Here is a 15,140-nt window from a genome sequence, read left to right as displayed (position 1 = left end):
TCAGACCCTTATATGGGCGCGATCCCACAACATCGCCAGCCCCTGAATGGTGAGGTCGGGTTCGATCACGTCGAAAACGTCGGTCTGCTTCTCGAAAAGCGTGGCGAGACCGCCGGTCGCGATGACCTTTACCGGCCGCCCGACCTCCGCCTTGATGCGCGAGACCAGCCCCTCGATCATCGCGATATAGCCCCAATAGATGCCGATATGCATCTGGCTGACCGTGTCGCGGCCGATGACGCTGGTGTTGGCCGGCGCCTCGATCGCGATGCGCGGCAGCTTGGCGGCGGCGGTGACAAGGGCGTCGAGCGACAGGTTGATGCCGGGCGCGATGATGCCGCCCTTGTACGCGCCGCGAAAGTCCGAAAAGTCGAAGGTGGTCGCGGTGCCGAAATCGATCGTGATCAGGTCGCCGGCATGCAGCGCATGCGCCGCGATCATGTTGACCGCGCGGTCGGCGCCGACGGCGTGCGGTTCCTCGACGTCGAGCTGCATGCCCCATTCGACCGGAGGCTGACCGGCGATCAGCGGCTCGCCGCCGAAATATTTGCGCGCCAGCGTCTGGAGATTGTGCAGCGCGCGCGGGACGACGGTGGCGATGATGACGCCGGTGACGGCGCTTCGGTCATAGCCTTCGAGCGTGAGCAACTGGCTGAGCCAGACGGCATATTCGTCGGCGGTGCGGCGCGGGTCGGTCGCGATGCGCCAGCGCGCCTTGATCGTGCCGCTATCGACAAGTGCGAAGACCACATTGGTATTGCCGGCATCGATCGCGAGCAGCATGCGAACCTCAATCCCTTCCGTTCGTGTCGAGCGAAGTCGAGACACATTTGCCTGGCGCCAAGCCCTGTTTCTCGACTTCGCTCGAAACGAACGGAGTCATATCAGATCAGGAAGACGTCGGCGGCGTGAATGACACGGCTCGATCCGTCCGCCAAGCGCAGGATGAGCGCGCCCTCCGCGTTCAGGCCCTGAAACAGGCCGTCGATCGCGCTGCCGTCGGGCAGGCGTGCGGTAAGCGCGGTGCCGGGCTGATATCCCCGTTCCAGCCAGCGGGCGCGGATCGGGGCGAGCCCCTCGACGCGCCAGATGCCGAGCCAGCGTTCGAAGGCGGCGGCGAGGGTTTCGAGGAAGTCGGCCGGATCGGGCGCCGCGCCGTGCGCCGCGAGGCTGGTGGCGGCGCGTTCGAGATCGGTCGGGTGGTGCGCGAGGTTGATGCCCATGCCGATCACCACAGCAGCATCAGCGCGTTCGAGCAGGATACCGGAGAGCTTCGCCCCATCGAGCAGCAGATCGTTGGGCCATTTGATCGCCAGCCCATCGCCCCCCGCCGTTCCCCCGCGAAGGCGGGGGTCCAGAGCCACAAGCGACGCGCTCTGCGACTCTGCCCCCCCGCCTTCGCGGGGGAACAGGGAAGGAAGGTAGGCGCGAACGACCTCCTCCAGCGCCACGGCGGCCACCAGGGCCAGCGTGGACGCCTGTGAATCGTGCGGGCGCAGGCGGACCAGCGTGCTTGCGTAGAGATTGCCTTCGGGCGAGGACCAGGCCCTGCCCTGCCGCCCTCGGCCGCCGGTCTGGCGCTCGGCGCGAAGCCAGAGCCCCTCGACGGCCCCGCTGCCGGCGAGCATCAGCATGTCGGCGTTGGTCGACCCCGTCTCCGCGACGGTACGGATGCTATGCGTCAGAACAACGCCCTGGCAGCGGCAGCGGCCCAGGCGCCGAGGCACGGGATGGCGAGATAGCCGATCGGCGAGATGAAGGTCGCGGCAACCGCGATCAACCCGCCCTCGACCTTGCTGTCGATCGGCGCGAAGGCCGTCGCGGCATCATCGAAATACATCGTCTTCACGACGCGCAGATAATAATAGGCGCCGATCACCGAGGCCGCGATGCCGACCACCGCGAAGGGGAAGAGCCCCGCCTGCACGGCCGCCTGGAACACCACGAACTTCGCATAGAAGCCGAGCAGCGGCGGGATGCCGGCCAGGCTGAACATGAACAGGCCGAGCGCCAGCGCGAGGCCGGGCTGAGTCTTGGACATGCCGGACAGGCTGGCGATCGTCTCGACCGGCTGGCCGCTCTGGTCGCGCATCTGGAGCACGACGAGGAAGCTGCCGAGCGTCATGGCGATATAGATGGTCAGGTAGATCAGCACCGCCGACACGCCCTCGGCGGTGCCGCAGGCGAGGCCGACCAAAGCGAAGCCGACATTGTTGATCGAGCTGTACGCCAGCAGGCGCTTGATGTTGCTCTGGCCGATCGCCGCGACCGCACCGAAGATGATCGAGGCGAGCGAGGCGAAGATGACGATCTGGCGCCACTGATCGGTCGCCGGGCCCATCGCCTCGACCGCGACACGAACCGCCAGCGCCATCGCCGCGACTTTCGGCGCGGAGGCGAAGAAGGTCGTCACCGGGGTCGGCGCGCCTTCGTACACGTCGGGCGTCCACATGTGGAACGGCACCGCGCTGATCTTGAAGGCGAGGCCGGCAAAGACGAATACCAGGCCGAAGGTCAGGCCGAGCGAATGGCCCGCGCCGTACGCATCGGCGATCAGCGAGAAAAGCGTCGTGCCGCTGAAGCCATAGACCAGGCTGATGCCGTAGAGCAGGATGCCGCTCGCCAAGGCGCCGAGCACGAAATATTTGAGGCCCGCTTCGGCCGAGCGCGCATCGCGGCGCATGAAGCTCGCCAGCACATAGGCGGCAAGGCTCTGCAGCTCGAGACCGACATAGAGCGTCAGCAGGTCGCCGGCCGACACCATCATGCCCATGCCGATGGCGGAGAGCAGGATCAGGACCGGATATTCGGGACGCAGATCGTCGCCCGAGGTCTGCTGGAAGAAGCGCGGGGCGACCAGGATCGCGACGCCGGCCGCGATATAGATCAGCACCTTGGCGAACGCGGCAAAGGCATCGGCGCGGTACAGGCCGTCGAACGCCTCACCCCCCGACGAGGCCGGGCCCATCAGCGCGATCCCGGCGCCGAACAGCACCGCGACCGACGTCCAGGAAATGGCCTTGGTCGAGGCCTGTCCGCCCCAGGCGGCGGCGAGCATCAGGATCAGCGCGCCGGCGGTCAGCACCAGTTCCGGCAAGGTCATGAGCAGGGAGGCGTTCATTGATGTGCCTCCCCATGGTGCGCGGCGGGGGCGGCAGGTTTCCCTGCAGTCGGCAGCGAGTCACCGGCGGGCGCGGCGCGGGCGATGCGCGCCTCGAGCGTGGCGACGTCACCGCGCATCGGGGCGAGGAAGCTTTCCGGATAGACGCCCATCCACAGCACCACCGCCGCGATGGGGGCGAGCAGCGCGATTTCGCGCAAGCTGAGATCGGGCATCGCGCGAACGTCATCCTTGGTCAGATCGCCGAACACGACGCGGCGGTAGAGATAGAGCATGTACGCGGCACCGAGGATGATGCCGGTGGTGCACAGCAGCGTGATGGTGGTCGAAACCTTGTAGGTGCCGGCCAGCGAGAGGAACTCGCCGACGAAGCCGCTGGTGCCCGGCAGGCCGACCGAGGCCATGGTGAACAGCATGAAGAACAGCGCGTAACGCGGCATGTTGATCGCAAGGCCGCCATACCGGTCGATCTCGCGGGTGTGCAGCCGATCGTAGATCACGCCGACGCAGAGGAACAGCGCGCCCGAGACGAGGCCGTGGCTGAGCATGACGACCATAGCGCCTTCGATGCCCTGGCGGTTGAAGGCGAACAGGCCGATCGTCACGATCGCCATGTGCGCGACCGAACTATAGGCGATCAGCTTCTTCATGTCGGACTGAACCAGCGCGACCAGCGAGGTGTAGATCACCGCGACCGCCGACAGGCCGAAGATCAGCCAGACGAACTCGGCCGACGCCTCCGGGAACATCGGCAGCGAGAAGCGCAGGAAGCCGTAGCCGCCGAGCTTCAGCAGCACGCCCGCCAGGATGACCGAGCCGGCGGTCGGCGCCTGGACGTGCGCGTCGGGCAGCCAGGTATGGACCGGCCACATCGGCATCTTCACCGCGAAGGAGGCGAAGAAGGCGAGCCATAGCCAGGTCTGCGCAAGCGCCGGGAAATCGGTGTTGAGCAGGGTCGGGATGTCGGCGGTGCCGGCATATTGCGCCATCCACAGCATCGCGATGAACATCAGCACCGAGCCGAGCAAGGTGTAGAGGAAGAATTTGTACGACGCGTAGATGCGGTTCGCGCCGCCCCAGATGCCGATGATCAGGTACATCGGGATCAGGCCGGCTTCGAAGAAGATATAGAACAGGAACAGGTCCTGCGCCGCGAAGGTGCCGATCATCAGCAGCTCGGTGACGAGGAATGCGCACATATATTCCTGGACGCGTTTCTCGATCGCGACCCAGCTGGCGCCGATGCAGATCGGCATCAGGAACACGCTGAGCATGATCAGCATCAGCGCGAAGCCGTCGATACCGAGCTTCCATCCGATCGGACCGAACAGATTCTCGTGCGCCTCGACGAATTGCCATTGCGGCCCGCCGATATCGAACTGCGCCCACAGACCGATGCCGAGCAGCAGATCGACCAGAGTCGCGATCAGCGCGATCCAGCGCGCGTTGGTCGCACTGACGAACAGGCACGCGACAGCGGCGATCGCCGGGATCGCGAGCATCAGCGACAGGATGGGGAAACCGCTCATCGTGTGATCGCCCAGGTAATAGCGGCGGTCAGGCCGATCAGCATGACGAAGGCATAGGTATAGACATATCCGGTCTGGACCCTGCCGGCGACCCGGGAGCCGAGCGCGACGACCCAGGCCGAGCCGTTGGGCCCGAAGCGGTCGATCGTCTTCTCGTCGCCGCGGTGCCAGAAGAGGCGGCCAAGGGCGAAGGCGGGGCGGACGAACAGGATGTTGTACAGCTCGTCGAAATACCATTTGTTGAGCAGGAAATCGTAGAGCAGGCTGAACTGCCCCGCGAGCTTCGCCGGGAAATCCGGGTTGCGGATATAGGCGAGCCACGCGCCCAGCAGCCCGAGCAGCATCGCGACCGACGCCGACAGCTTCACGCCCAGCGGCACCTCGTGCATCGCATGCATCAGATGTTCGCTGAAGGCGATGCTGCCCTTCCAATATTCCTCGCCCGCCGCTGGTTCGATGAAATAGCCGTGGAAGACGAAGCCGGCGGCGACCGCGCCGATCGACAGCAGGATCAGCGGGATCAGGATCGGCAGCGGGCTCTCATGCGGATGATAGCCGCCGGTGCCGTCACCATGATCATGCGCATGGCCATGATCGTCGTGATGCGCGCCGTGCGCGGACGTCTCGTCGGCAGGCGCATCGTCGTGATGGCCATGGCCATGCGCGTCGTGCACCGCGTGCTGGATATGCTCCGACTGCGCCCAGCGCGGTTTGCCCCAGAAGGTCAGGAACATCAGGCGCCAGGAATAGAAGCTGGTCAGCAGCGCGACGATCATGCCGACGATCGAGGCGCCGCCCTGGCCAGCGGCCCAGGCCGCTTCGATGATCGCGTCCTTCGAATGGAAGCCGGCAAAACCGATCGCGAGCGGATTGCCGAACACCGCGGGGATGCCGACGCCCGTGATGGCGAGCGTGCCCGCCATCATGCCCCAGAAGGTGATCGGGATATGTTTCCTGAGGCCGCCATAATAGCGCATGTCCTGCTCATGGTGCATCGCATGGATCACCGAGCCGGCGCCAAGGAACAGCAGCGCCTTGAAGAAAGCGTGCGTGAACAGGTGGAACATTGCCGCGCCATAGGCGCCGCAGCCCGCCGCGAAGAACATGTAGCCGAGCTGCGAGCAGGTCGAATAGGCAATGACGCGCTTGATGTCGGTCTGCACCAGGCCGACCGTCGCGGCAAAGAAGCAGGTCGCGGCGCCGACCGTCATCACGACGTGAAGCGCGAACGGGCTCGTCTCGAACATCGGCGACAGGCGGCAGACCATGAACACGCCGGCGGTGACCATCGTCGCGGCGTGGATCAGCGCCGACACCGGAGTCGGGCCTTCCATCGCGTCGGGCAACCAGGTGTGCAGGCCGAGCTGCGCCGACTTGCCCATCGCGCCGACGAACAGCAACAGGCACAGGATCGTCATCGTATCCCAGCGCTGGCCGAGAAAGCCGATGCTCGAGCCGGCCATGCCGGGCGCAGCGGTGAGGATGTCGGGAATCGACACCGTGCCGAACACCAGGAAGGTGCCGAAGATGCCGAGCATGAAGCCGAGATCGCCGACGCGGTTGACGACGAACGCCTTGATCGCGGCGGCATTGGCGCTGGGTTTCTTGAACCAGAAACCGATCAGCAGATAGGAGGCGAGACCGACGCCTTCCCAGCCGAAGAACATCTGGACCAGATTGTTCGCGGTCACCAGCATCAGCATGGCGAAGGTGAACAGCGACAGATAGGCGAAGAAACGCGGCTGATCCGGATCCTCCGCCATATAGCCCCAGCTATAGAGGTGGACGAGCGCGGAGACGCTGGTGATGACCACCAGCATGACCGCGGTCAGCGCATCGACGCGGAGCGCCCAGGCGACGTCGAGATCCCCCGAGCGGATGAAGTCGAACACCGGCGTGACGCTGGGTTCGGCACCGCCGAGATAGGAGATGAAGATCGGCCAGCTCAGCAGGCACGAGACGAACAGCGCGCCTGTCGTGAGCGACTTGGCGACGGTGTTGCCGAGTGCCCGGTTGCCGAGGCCTGCGACGATCGCCGCGAGCAGCGGCAGGAAGACGATGAGGAGGATCAACGAATTACCCCTTCATCCGGTTGACGTCGTCGACCGAGATCGTGCCGCGTCCGCGGAAATAGATAACGAGGATGGCCAGGCCGATCGCGGCCTCGCCGGCGGCGACCGTCAGCACGAACATCGCGAACACCTGCCCGACCAGATCGTGGAGATAGGCGGAGAAGGCGACGAGGTTCAGGTTCACCGCGAGCAGGATCAGTTCGACCGCCATGAGCATGACGATGAGGTTCTTGCGGTTGATGACGATGCCGAGCACGCCGAGCGCGAACAGGATCGCCGCGACGACGAGATAATGCGTCAGGCCGATCATGCGACGCGCCCTCCACAACCGTCATGCCGGACTTGTTCCGGCATCCATTCAGCGGCTTGGCGAGACACCATCGATTCTATCGAAACCTTTGCGCCCAGCGGAGAAATGGACCCCGGAACAAGTCCGGGGTGACGAAGGAAGAAGAAATCGATCACAGCTCGATCCCCTGCCCTACGCCAGGCTGGGTGTTGCGGGTCGCATCCTGCGGCCGGCGCGACACCTGGCGGTTGATGTTCTGCGGGCGGGTGCCGCCACGCTCGCGGTGAGTCAGCACGATCGCGCCGATCATCGCGACGAGCAGGACGAGGCCGGCGCCTTCGAAGATGAACAGGTAGCGGGTGTAGAGCAGGTTGCCGATCGCCTGGATGTTGGGCACGTCCTCAGCGATCGGCGCCGCGCGGCGGCTGAGCTCGATCGCGCCCGCGCTATAGGCGCCGATCGCGACGACGATCTCCGCCGCGAGGCCGATCGCCAGCACCAGCCCGATCGGGAGGTAGCGCGCGAAGCCGCTGCGCAGCTCGGCGAAATCGATGTTGAGCATCATCACGACGAACAGGAACAGCACCGCGACGGCGCCGACATAGACGATGACCAGCAGCATCGCGATGAACTCGGCGCCCAGCAGCACCATCAGCCCCGCCGCGTTGAAAAAGGCGAGGATCAGCCACAGCACGGCATGGACCGGGTTCCGCGCGGTGATGGTCAACGCTGCCGACAGCAGCACCATCACGGCGAACAGGTAGAAGGCGAGTGTCTGTATCACGGAATCAGGAGGCCCCTCGGATTCGGCTGGCGCTTAACGGTACGGTGCATCGGCGGCAAGGTTCGCGGCGATCGCGCGTTCCCAGCGATCGCCATTATCGAGCAGCTTCGCCTTGTCGTAGATCAGCTCCTCGCGGGTTTCGGTGGCGAATTCGAAATTCGGCCCTTCGACCACGGCATCGACCGGGCAGGCTTCCTGGCACAGGCCGCAATAGATGCACTTGGTCATGTCGATGTCGTAGCGCGTGGTGCGGCGGCTGCCGTCCTCGCGCGGCTCGGCCTCGATCGTGATCGCCTGGGCCGGGCACACCGCCTCGCACAGCTTGCACGCGATGCAGCGTTCCTCGCCGTTCGGATAGCGGCGCAGCGCATGCTCGCCGCGGAAGCGCGGGGAGATCGGGTTCTTCTCGAACGGATAGTTGATCGTCGCCTTCGCCTTGAAGAAATACTTCAGGGTGAGCGCGTGCGCCTTCACGAATTCCCACAAGGTGTAGGACTTGATGATCTGGCCGACGTTCACGGGCGTTTCTCCGGCTGGACGACGAGCTGGCTGCGACACGCGCCGTCGGTAGGATATTGAGGACGCTGCGCCTGATAGAGCCCCTCAGCCGTCGCATATTGCTTGAGATACACGCGCTGTGACGGATCGCACTCGGTGCCGACCCGCGTCAGCATCAGGAAGCCCGACACCAGGAACACCCAGAACAGCGACAACGGGAGGAAGATCTTCCAGCCCAGCCGCATCAGCTGATCGTAGCGGTAGCGCGGGACGGTGGCCTTCACCCAGCTGAACACGAAGAAGAAGAACAGCATCTTGGCGAACAGCCAGATGATGCCCGGGACGTAATAGAGCGGCGCCCAGTCGACCGGGGGCAGCCAGCCGCCCCAGAACAGCGTCGCGTTGAGCGCGCACATCAGGATGACGTTGGCATATTCGCCGAGCCAGAACAGCGCGAAGCTCATCGAGCTATATTCGGTCTGATAGCCGGCGACGAGCTCGCTCTCCGCCTCGGTCAGATCGAACGGCGCGCGCTGAGTCTCGGCGAGCGACGAGATGAAGAACACGATCGCCATCGGGAACAGCAGCGGATTGGCGTAGAAGCCGTTGACGAAGCCGTAGAGCCCCTTCTGGGCAACGACGATGTCCGACAGGTTGAAGCTGCCCGCCCACATCACCACCGAGATCAGCACGAAGCCGATCGCGACTTCGTACGACACCATCTGCGCCGCGGCGCGGATCGCCGAGTAGAAGGGGTATTTCGAGTTGGACGACCAGCCCGCCAGGATGATGCCGTAGACGCCGAGCGACGAGGCCGCGAGCACATAGAGCAGGCCGACATTGATGTCCGCCAGCACCACGCCCGCCTGGAACGGGATGACCGCCCAGACGATCAGCGCGACGGTGAAGGTGATGATCGGCGCGAGCAGGAACAGGCCCTTGTTCGCGCTGGTCGGGATGATGGTTTCCTGCAGGAAGACCTTCAGGCCATCGGCAAAACTCTGCAACAGGCCGAACGGGCCGACCACGTTCGGGCCGCGGCGCAGCGCCATCGCCGCCCAGATCTTGCGATCGGCATAGATGATCATGGCAACCGCCAGCATCAGCGGCAGGGCGATGACGAGGATGCCGATGATCGTGGCGAGGAACCACGCCCATTCGAACTGCATGCCCCAGGAGACGAAGAGAGCGGTCATCAGTTCAGCCCTCCCTTCACAGATACGCTACGAGCACGGCACAGCCGATAAGCACGACAACCACCGCCAGACATCCGAGCTGCACCTTCGGTGGCAGCGACAGGAACAGCGCTTCGGAAATGAACTCCCACATGCATCACTCCGCCGCCTCCGCGAACTCTTCACCGTGGATCAGCTCGGCCGAGCAGCGCTGCATCGTCGGGGACGCGCGGCAGATGGCGTTGGTCAGGTAGAAATCCTTGATCGGATAGCCGACCGGGCCTTCGCTCTTCGCATCGAGCGCCGGGGCGTTCCAGGCGAAGCGGCGCAGGCCAAGCGTGGCGAGATCGGGCGTGTCGACGCCCATCGCCGCGCGCAGTTCCTCGAGCGTGTCGAACGGCAGGGTCTTGCCCAACACCGCGGAAAGCGCGCGCAGGATGGTCCAGTCCTCGCGGGCGTCGCCCGGCGGGAAGACGGCGCGTTCGCCGCGCTGGACGCGGCCTTCGAGATTGACCCAGGTGCCCGACTTCTCGGCATAGCTCGCGCCCGGCAGCACGACATCGGCAGCCGCCGCGCCCTTGTCGCCGTGATGGCCGATATAGACCTTGAAGCTGTCGGCAAAGGCCGAGAAATCGGCCTCGTCGGCCCCGAGGAAGAAGGTGAGCTTGGGCCTGGCCGCGACGATATCGGCGATGCCGCCCTTTTGCGCGAGGCCGAGCATCAGCCCGCCCATGCGTGACGCCGCCATGTGCAGCACGTTGAAGCCGTTCCACCCATCGCGCACCAGGTTCAGCGACGAGGCCAGCTTGAGCGCGGCACCGTGACCGCCCTTGAGCGCGCCGCCGCCGACAATGACCATCGGGCGCTGGGCATTCCTGAACGCCTCGGCCGGGCCATCGGGCAGCTTGCCGAGCAGAGACAGGTCGTTGCCGAGCCATTCGACCTTGTAGGTCAGGTCGGTCTCTTCGCCGATCGCGAAGACCTTCGCGCCCTTCTTGATCGCCTTGCGGATTCGGGTGTTCACCAGCGGCGCTTCCCAGCGCAGATTGGTGCCGACCAGCAGGATCGCGTCGGCGTCTTCGGTGCCGGCGATGGTGGTGTTGAAATTGACCGCGGACAGCGACGACGCGTCATACGCCATGCCGGTCTGACGGCCTTCGAGCAGGGTCGAGCCCATCGCGCCGAGCAGCGCCTTGGCGGCGTAGAGCGTCTCGCAATCGACCAGATCGCCATGGATCGCGGCGACGCTGGAGCCGGCGTTCACTGCGGCAATGGCGGCGAAGGCCTCGTCCCAGCTTGCCTCGGTCAGCTTGCCCTGCTTGCGCACGAACGGACGATCGAGCCGGCGGCGGACCAGCCCGTCGACCGCGTGGCGGGTCTTGTCGCTGGCCCATTCCTCATTGACGTCCTCGTTGATCACGGGGAGCGCGCGCAGCACCTGGCGGCCGCGGCTGTCGAGGCGGATATTGGTGCCGACCGCGTCCATCACGTCGATCGTCAGCGTCTTCTTGAGCTCCCAGGGCCGCGCCTCGAAGGCATAGGGCTTGGAGGTCAGCGCGCCGACCGGGCAGAGATCGACGACATTGCCCGACAACTCGCTCGTCACCGCACCCTCGAGGTAGGAGGTGATCTGCATGTCCTCGCCGCGGCCGATCGCGCCGATTTCCTCGACGCCGGCGACTTCCTCGGCGAAGCGGATGCAGCGGGTGCACTGGATGCACCGCGTCATCACCGTCTTCACGATCGGACCCATATATTTCTCGGTGACCGCCCGCTTGTTCTCGTCATAGCGGGAATGGCCGCGGCCATAGGCCAGGCTCTGGTCCTGCAGGTCGCACTCGCCGCCCTGATCGCAGATCGGGCAATCGAGCGGGTGGTTGATCAGCAGGAATTCCATCACGCCTTCGCGCGCATTCTTCACCATTGGGGTGTTGGTGAAGACTTCCTGGTTTTCGGCGGCCGGCAGCGCGCACGAGGCCTGGGGCTTGGGCGGGCCCGGCTTAACCTCGACCAGGCACATGCGGCAATTGCCGGCGATCGACAGGCGCTCGTGATAGCAGAAGCGCGGGATTTCCTTGCCGGCAAGCTCGCACGCCTGCAGCACGGTGGCGCCCTGCGGCACCTCGATCTCGATTCCGTCGACTTTGAGCTTTGGCATGCGTTTCGTACTTGCTAGCTGCGCCGGCCGGCCGAAGGGCCGTCGACAATGGCGTGATAAAGGGGTTCGGCGATCATCAGGCGGAGCTGATCGCGCTTCATGCTGATCGGCTTGCCTGTCACGACGCAACCGCCGAGCACCGGCTTGATCGCATCGAGCGCGCGGCGTTCGGCATCGCTGCCGGCCGCCGACTGAACGAGATCGGTCGAGGCTTCCGGCGCCGCGTTGACCACGCAGGTGCCGAATTCCTGCATGCCGAGCGCGACCGCGTCATAACCATTGCCCGGCGACCGTCCCGCAATAGAACCGAGATACCATGTCTTCACTTCGCCCGGACGCAGCGCCCGGCGGCCACCTTTCAGCGCCAACGACGTCGCGGCAGCCGCCATATCGGCGCGGCCGTTATAGAGACCCTGCGTCCCGTTGCTGAGTGAAAGACCGAACGAGTCGCCGCTGCACGAGCTGTAGACCGAAGCAAGCCGCTTCGCCGCACGCTGCTCGTCGGAAGAGCCGGGCAAGCTGCCGAGCAGCTGGCGCACCTGATCGGGCGCTTCCGCCATCACGCATTCGGCCGTGGCGCGGAATTCGCGCGGATCGGCCTTGCGCTCCCCGGCGGCGGCGCCCGCCGCTGCCAATGGCAGTGCGGCGATAGCGGCAGCAATGACCATTATTCTCATTCCGCCTTCCCCCCGATAGACGACAACGACATGGGATAGCCGCGCAGCATCCCGCTTCCCACGAGCTCAATCGTGCCCATGGCGCTAGCTCCTCACCGCGGCGCCGGGCCGCGTCGCGATATGGTAGCTGGTCAGCGCCAGGATTGCGCGGAGCCCGGCGGCGCTTGGACGCGCGCTATGCACCGCCGCGACACAGGTACTCGCATCGGGCGTGATGGCGCGCAAGGCGCGCGGCTCTTCGGCACTGTCCGGCACGGACTTCAGCCAGGCGACCACTTTCCCGGGCGACCTGTGGATGATGCACGCGCCAAGACGTTGAGTCGCATCCGTGGACGCCAGTTCCCGGTCCATGGAACCTCGCGCCAGTTCACGCTCCAGCGAACCGCGCGACAGATGGGACGCCAGGAAATATTCCGCGATCCCGCCGCCCAGCTGGACCGGATTATAAACGACATGCCCCTGCGGCATGCAGCTGTCTGACGGCTGCACCAGCGTCGCCAGGGCCATACGATAGGTCTCGGTGCCAAAATCCAGATCGATGACCCGCCGTGCGGCCGGGGAACTGCGATCCGCCACGCAAAAACCGATCACGCGAACGGCCGAATACGCCAGTCTCGGCGCCGGCTGGGACTGGGCGAGAAGCGGCTGCCAGGCGATCGTCATCGCGAGACAGGCCGTCACGTGCGCGATCGACAGCAGCTTCATTCCGCCGCTTCCATCATCGGGGCGAGATCGCCGCCGCGTTCCTTGATGCGGCGCTCCAGCTCGGGCCGGAAATGCTTGATCAGACCCTGGATCGGCCAGGCCGCCGCGTCGCCGAGCGCACAGATAGTGTGGCCTTCGATCTGCTTGGTGACCTGCTGCAGCGTATCGATCTCGCTGATATCGGCATCGCCGGTGCGCAGCCGCTCCATCACGCGCCACATCCAGCCGGTGCCCTCGCGGCATGGCGTGCACTGGCCGCAGCTCTCATGCTTGTAGAAATAGGAGATGCGGCTGATCGCGCGGACGATATCGGTCGACTTGTCCATGACGATGATCGCCGCGGTGCCAAGGCCCGAGCCGAGCGCCTTCAGCCCGTCGAAATCCATCGGGCAGTCCATGATCTGCGCCGCCGGGACCAACGGCACCGAGGAGCCGCCGGGGATGACCGCGAGCAGATTGTCCCACCCGCCGCGAATGCCGCCGCAATGTTCCTCGATCAGCTGGCGGAAAGGAATGCTCATCGCTTCCTCGACCACGCAGGGCTTGTTCACATGGCCCGAGATCTGGAACAGCTTGGTGCCGCGGTTGTTCTCCGCGCCGATGCCGGCGAACCATTCGGCACCGCGCCGCAGGATCGTCGGGACGACCGCGATCGATTCGACATTGTTGACCGTGGTCGGGCAGCCATAGAGGCCCGCACCCGCCGGGAACGGCGGCTTGAGGCGCGGCTGGCCCTTCTTGCCCTCGAGGCTCTCGAGCATCGCGGTCTCTTCGCCGCAGATATAGGCGCCCGCACCGCGATGGACGAACACGTCGAAATCATAACCCGACCCCGAGGCGTTCTTGCCGATCAGGCCCTTGTCATAGGCTTCGGCGACCGCGGCGAAGAGCACCTCCGCCTCGCGGATATATTCGCCGCGGATATAGATGTACGCGGCGCGGGCGCGCATCGCGAAGCCGGCGATCAGCGCGCCTTCGATCAGCTTGTGCGGATCGTGGCGCATGATCTCGCGGTCCTTGCAGGAACCGGGCTCGGATTCGTCGGCATTGATGACGAGGAAGTTCGGCCGCTCGGGCTTGGGCTCCTTCGGCATGAACGACCATTTGGTGCCGGTCGGGAAACCCGCGCCGCCACGGCCGCGCAGGCCCGATGCCTTGACCGCGTCGATCAGGGCATCCTGCCCGCGCGCCATCAGGCCCTTGGTGTCATCCCAATCGCCACGCTTGAGCGCGCCTTCGAGATTCCACGGCTGGAACCCGTAGACGTTGGTGAAGATACGGTCCTTGTCGGCGAGCATCTAGCGGCCCTTCCCCGTCGCGCTCTGCACCGCGAAGTAAATGACGAGGCCGATGCCGATCAGGATCAGCAGGCCGAGCAGCTTGAAGGTCACCTTCAGCACGAAACCGAGCACGACCAGGCCGCCGATGATCGCGAGGATCGCGACGATGGGATTCGTACCCTTCATGCCCATTCCCCCCGGTAATCGTGATTCTGGTCGACCATTTCCTTGAGGCTGGTCGGGCCGCCCGCCGGGCAGCTGTCGCGGCGCCCGGTCTGCGAGCCCGGCGTGGGCGTCCTGCCCTCGGCCAGCGCATCGAGGATCGCGGTCGTGCGATCGTAATCCAGGTCTTCGTAATTGTCGTCGTTGATCTGCACCATCGGCGCATTGGCGCAGGCGCCGAGGCACTCGACCTCGGTCAAGGTGAACAGGCCGTCGGGCGTGGTCGCGCCCTTGACCAGGCCACGATTCTTGCAGGCGGCGAGCACATCGTCCGATCCGCCGAGCATGCACGGCGTCGTGCCGCAGACCTGGACGTGATAGCGGCCGACCGGCGCCATGTTGAACATGGTGTAGAAGGTCGCGACCTCATAGACGCGCATGTAGGGCACGCCGATCTCGCGGGCGACATATTCGATCACCGGGACCGGCAGCCAGCCCTGGGTATGCGTCTCCGCGCCGACCTGGCGCTGGGCGAGATCGAGCAAGGGCAGCGACGCGGATTGCTCGCGCCCCTTGGGATAGCGGCCGAGAATCTCGGTCGCCTTCTTGCGGTTCTCTGCCGTCCAGATGAACGAACCCCAGCGTGCGCGAGTCTCGGCTTCGTCGGGGATTTTGGGTGCTTCAGCCATG

The 15,140-nt window shown here is 65.3% G+C and carries 15 protein-coding genes; all 15 read right to left on the bottom strand.

The annotated features are described in order from the left end of the window. Complete coding sequence (locus ACZ1I5_RS04670) at window positions 1-783, bottom strand: type III pantothenate kinase (protein WP_465172571.1); 783 nt, start codon at window positions 781-783, stop codon at window positions 1-3. Between the two features lie 101 nt (window positions 784-884). Further along, on the bottom strand, window positions 885-1,634 hold the full coding sequence (locus ACZ1I5_RS04665; RefSeq protein WP_465172570.1) for a biotin--[acetyl-CoA-carboxylase] ligase: 750 nt from the start codon (window positions 1,632-1,634) through the stop codon (window positions 885-887). A 47-nt stretch (window positions 1,635-1,681) separates the two neighbouring features. Further along, window positions 1,682-3,121: an NADH-quinone oxidoreductase subunit NuoN gene (gene nuoN / locus ACZ1I5_RS04660; protein WP_465172569.1), complete on the bottom strand. Its 1,440-nt coding sequence runs from the start codon at window positions 3,119-3,121 to the stop codon at window positions 1,682-1,684. Continuing rightward, the gene (locus ACZ1I5_RS04655; protein WP_465172568.1) at window positions 3,118-4,650 is read right to left on the bottom strand and encodes an NADH-quinone oxidoreductase subunit M; all 1,533 of its coding nucleotides are present in this window, start codon (window positions 4,648-4,650) and stop codon (window positions 3,118-3,120) included. Before ACZ1I5_RS04655 ends, nuoN begins: the two co-directional genes overlap by 4 nt. Continuing rightward, window positions 4,647-6,722, bottom strand: a complete 2,076-nt coding sequence (gene nuoL / locus ACZ1I5_RS04650) for an NADH-quinone oxidoreductase subunit L (RefSeq protein ID WP_465172567.1) — start codon at window positions 6,720-6,722, stop codon at window positions 4,647-4,649. Before nuoL ends, ACZ1I5_RS04655 begins: the two co-directional genes overlap by 4 nt. 4 nt (window positions 6,723-6,726) lie before the next feature. Continuing rightward, window positions 6,727-7,032, bottom strand: a complete 306-nt coding sequence (nuoK, locus tag ACZ1I5_RS04645; RefSeq protein ID WP_372852487.1) for an NADH-quinone oxidoreductase subunit NuoK — start codon at window positions 7,030-7,032, stop codon at window positions 6,727-6,729. Window positions 7,033-7,183: 151 nt separating this feature from the next. After that, window positions 7,184-7,795, bottom strand: a complete 612-nt coding sequence (locus tag ACZ1I5_RS04640) for an NADH-quinone oxidoreductase subunit J (protein ID WP_465172566.1) — start codon at window positions 7,793-7,795, stop codon at window positions 7,184-7,186. Window positions 7,796-7,828: 33 nt separating this feature from the next. Further along, window positions 7,829-8,314: an NADH-quinone oxidoreductase subunit NuoI gene (gene nuoI, locus ACZ1I5_RS04635; RefSeq protein WP_372852491.1), complete on the bottom strand. Its 486-nt coding sequence runs from the start codon at window positions 8,312-8,314 to the stop codon at window positions 7,829-7,831. Next, window positions 8,311-9,489 carry an NADH-quinone oxidoreductase subunit NuoH gene (gene nuoH / locus ACZ1I5_RS04630; protein WP_465172565.1) on the bottom strand — a complete coding sequence of 393 codons (1,179 nt, stop codon included), beginning with the start codon at window positions 9,487-9,489 and terminating at the stop codon, window positions 8,311-8,313. The genes nuoI and nuoH overlap by 4 nt, the downstream gene beginning before the upstream one ends. A 136-nt stretch (window positions 9,490-9,625) precedes the next feature. Further along, a complete protein-coding gene (gene nuoG / locus ACZ1I5_RS04625) occupies window positions 9,626-11,626 on the bottom strand; it encodes an NADH-quinone oxidoreductase subunit NuoG (RefSeq protein ID WP_465172564.1) in 2,001 nt (666 codons plus the stop codon). Window positions 11,627-11,640: 14 nt separating this feature from the next. Next, the gene (locus ACZ1I5_RS04620) at window positions 11,641-12,303 is read right to left on the bottom strand and encodes a hypothetical protein (protein ID WP_465172563.1); all 663 of its coding nucleotides are present in this window, start codon (window positions 12,301-12,303) and stop codon (window positions 11,641-11,643) included. An 84-nt stretch (window positions 12,304-12,387) separates the two neighbouring features. Next, window positions 12,388-13,008: a hypothetical protein gene (locus ACZ1I5_RS04615; protein ID WP_465172562.1), complete on the bottom strand. Its 621-nt coding sequence runs from the start codon at window positions 13,006-13,008 to the stop codon at window positions 12,388-12,390. Next, window positions 13,005-14,306 carry an NADH-quinone oxidoreductase subunit NuoF gene (gene nuoF, locus ACZ1I5_RS04610; RefSeq protein WP_465172561.1) on the bottom strand — a complete coding sequence of 434 codons (1,302 nt, stop codon included), beginning with the start codon at window positions 14,304-14,306 and terminating at the stop codon, window positions 13,005-13,007. The genes ACZ1I5_RS04615 and nuoF overlap by 4 nt, the downstream gene beginning before the upstream one ends. Then, entirely contained in the window at window positions 14,307-14,474 is a 168-nt protein-coding gene (locus ACZ1I5_RS04605; protein WP_465172560.1) for a hypothetical protein, read from the bottom strand. It lies immediately after the preceding gene. After that, on the bottom strand, window positions 14,471-15,139 hold the full coding sequence (locus ACZ1I5_RS04600) for a complex I 24 kDa subunit family protein (protein WP_465172559.1): 669 nt from the start codon (window positions 15,137-15,139) through the stop codon (window positions 14,471-14,473). Before ACZ1I5_RS04600 ends, ACZ1I5_RS04605 begins: the two co-directional genes overlap by 4 nt. Window position 15,140: the final 1 nt, after the last annotated feature.

The sequence above is a fragment of the Sphingomonas sp. BL-S-30 genome, from assembly GCF_055521475.1.
The sequence above is the reverse complement of the archived record's forward strand: the minus strand, read 5'-3'. Positions and strand labels throughout refer to the sequence as shown.

Coding starts and splice junctions, on each gene's coding strand:
- nuoK (WP_372852487.1), bottom strand. CDS start 7,032: ATGATCGGCCTGACGCATTATCTCGTCGTCGCGGCGATCCTGTTCGCG.
- nuoF (WP_465172561.1), bottom strand. CDS start 14,306: ATGCTCGCCGACAAGGACCGTATCTTCACCAACGTCTACGGGTTCCAG.
- ACZ1I5_RS04615 (WP_465172562.1), bottom strand. CDS start 13,008: ATGAAGCTGCTGTCGATCGCGCACGTGACGGCCTGTCTCGCGATGACG.
- nuoH (WP_465172565.1), bottom strand. CDS start 9,489: ATGACCGCTCTCTTCGTCTCCTGGGGCATGCAGTTCGAATGGGCGTGG.
- nuoN (WP_465172569.1), bottom strand. CDS start 3,121: ATGAACGCCTCCCTGCTCATGACCTTGCCGGAACTGGTGCTGACCGCC.
- nuoG (WP_465172564.1), bottom strand. CDS start 11,626: ATGCCAAAGCTCAAAGTCGACGGAATCGAGATCGAGGTGCCGCAGGGC.
- ACZ1I5_RS04665 (WP_465172570.1), bottom strand. CDS start 1,634: ATGCTGATGCTCGCCGGCAGCGGGGCCGTCGAGGGGCTCTGGCTTCGC.
- ACZ1I5_RS04600 (WP_465172559.1), bottom strand. CDS start 15,139: ATGGCTGAAGCACCCAAAATCCCCGACGAAGCCGAGACTCGCGCACGC.
- ACZ1I5_RS04605 (WP_465172560.1), bottom strand. CDS start 14,474: ATGAAGGGTACGAATCCCATCGTCGCGATCCTCGCGATCATCGGCGGC.
- ACZ1I5_RS04620 (WP_465172563.1), bottom strand. CDS start 12,303: ATGAGAATAATGGTCATTGCTGCCGCTATCGCCGCACTGCCATTGGCA.
- ACZ1I5_RS04670 (WP_465172571.1), bottom strand. CDS start 783: ATGCTGCTCGCGATCGATGCCGGCAATACCAATGTGGTCTTCGCACTT.
- ACZ1I5_RS04655 (WP_465172568.1), bottom strand. CDS start 4,650: ATGAGCGGTTTCCCCATCCTGTCGCTGATGCTCGCGATCCCGGCGATC.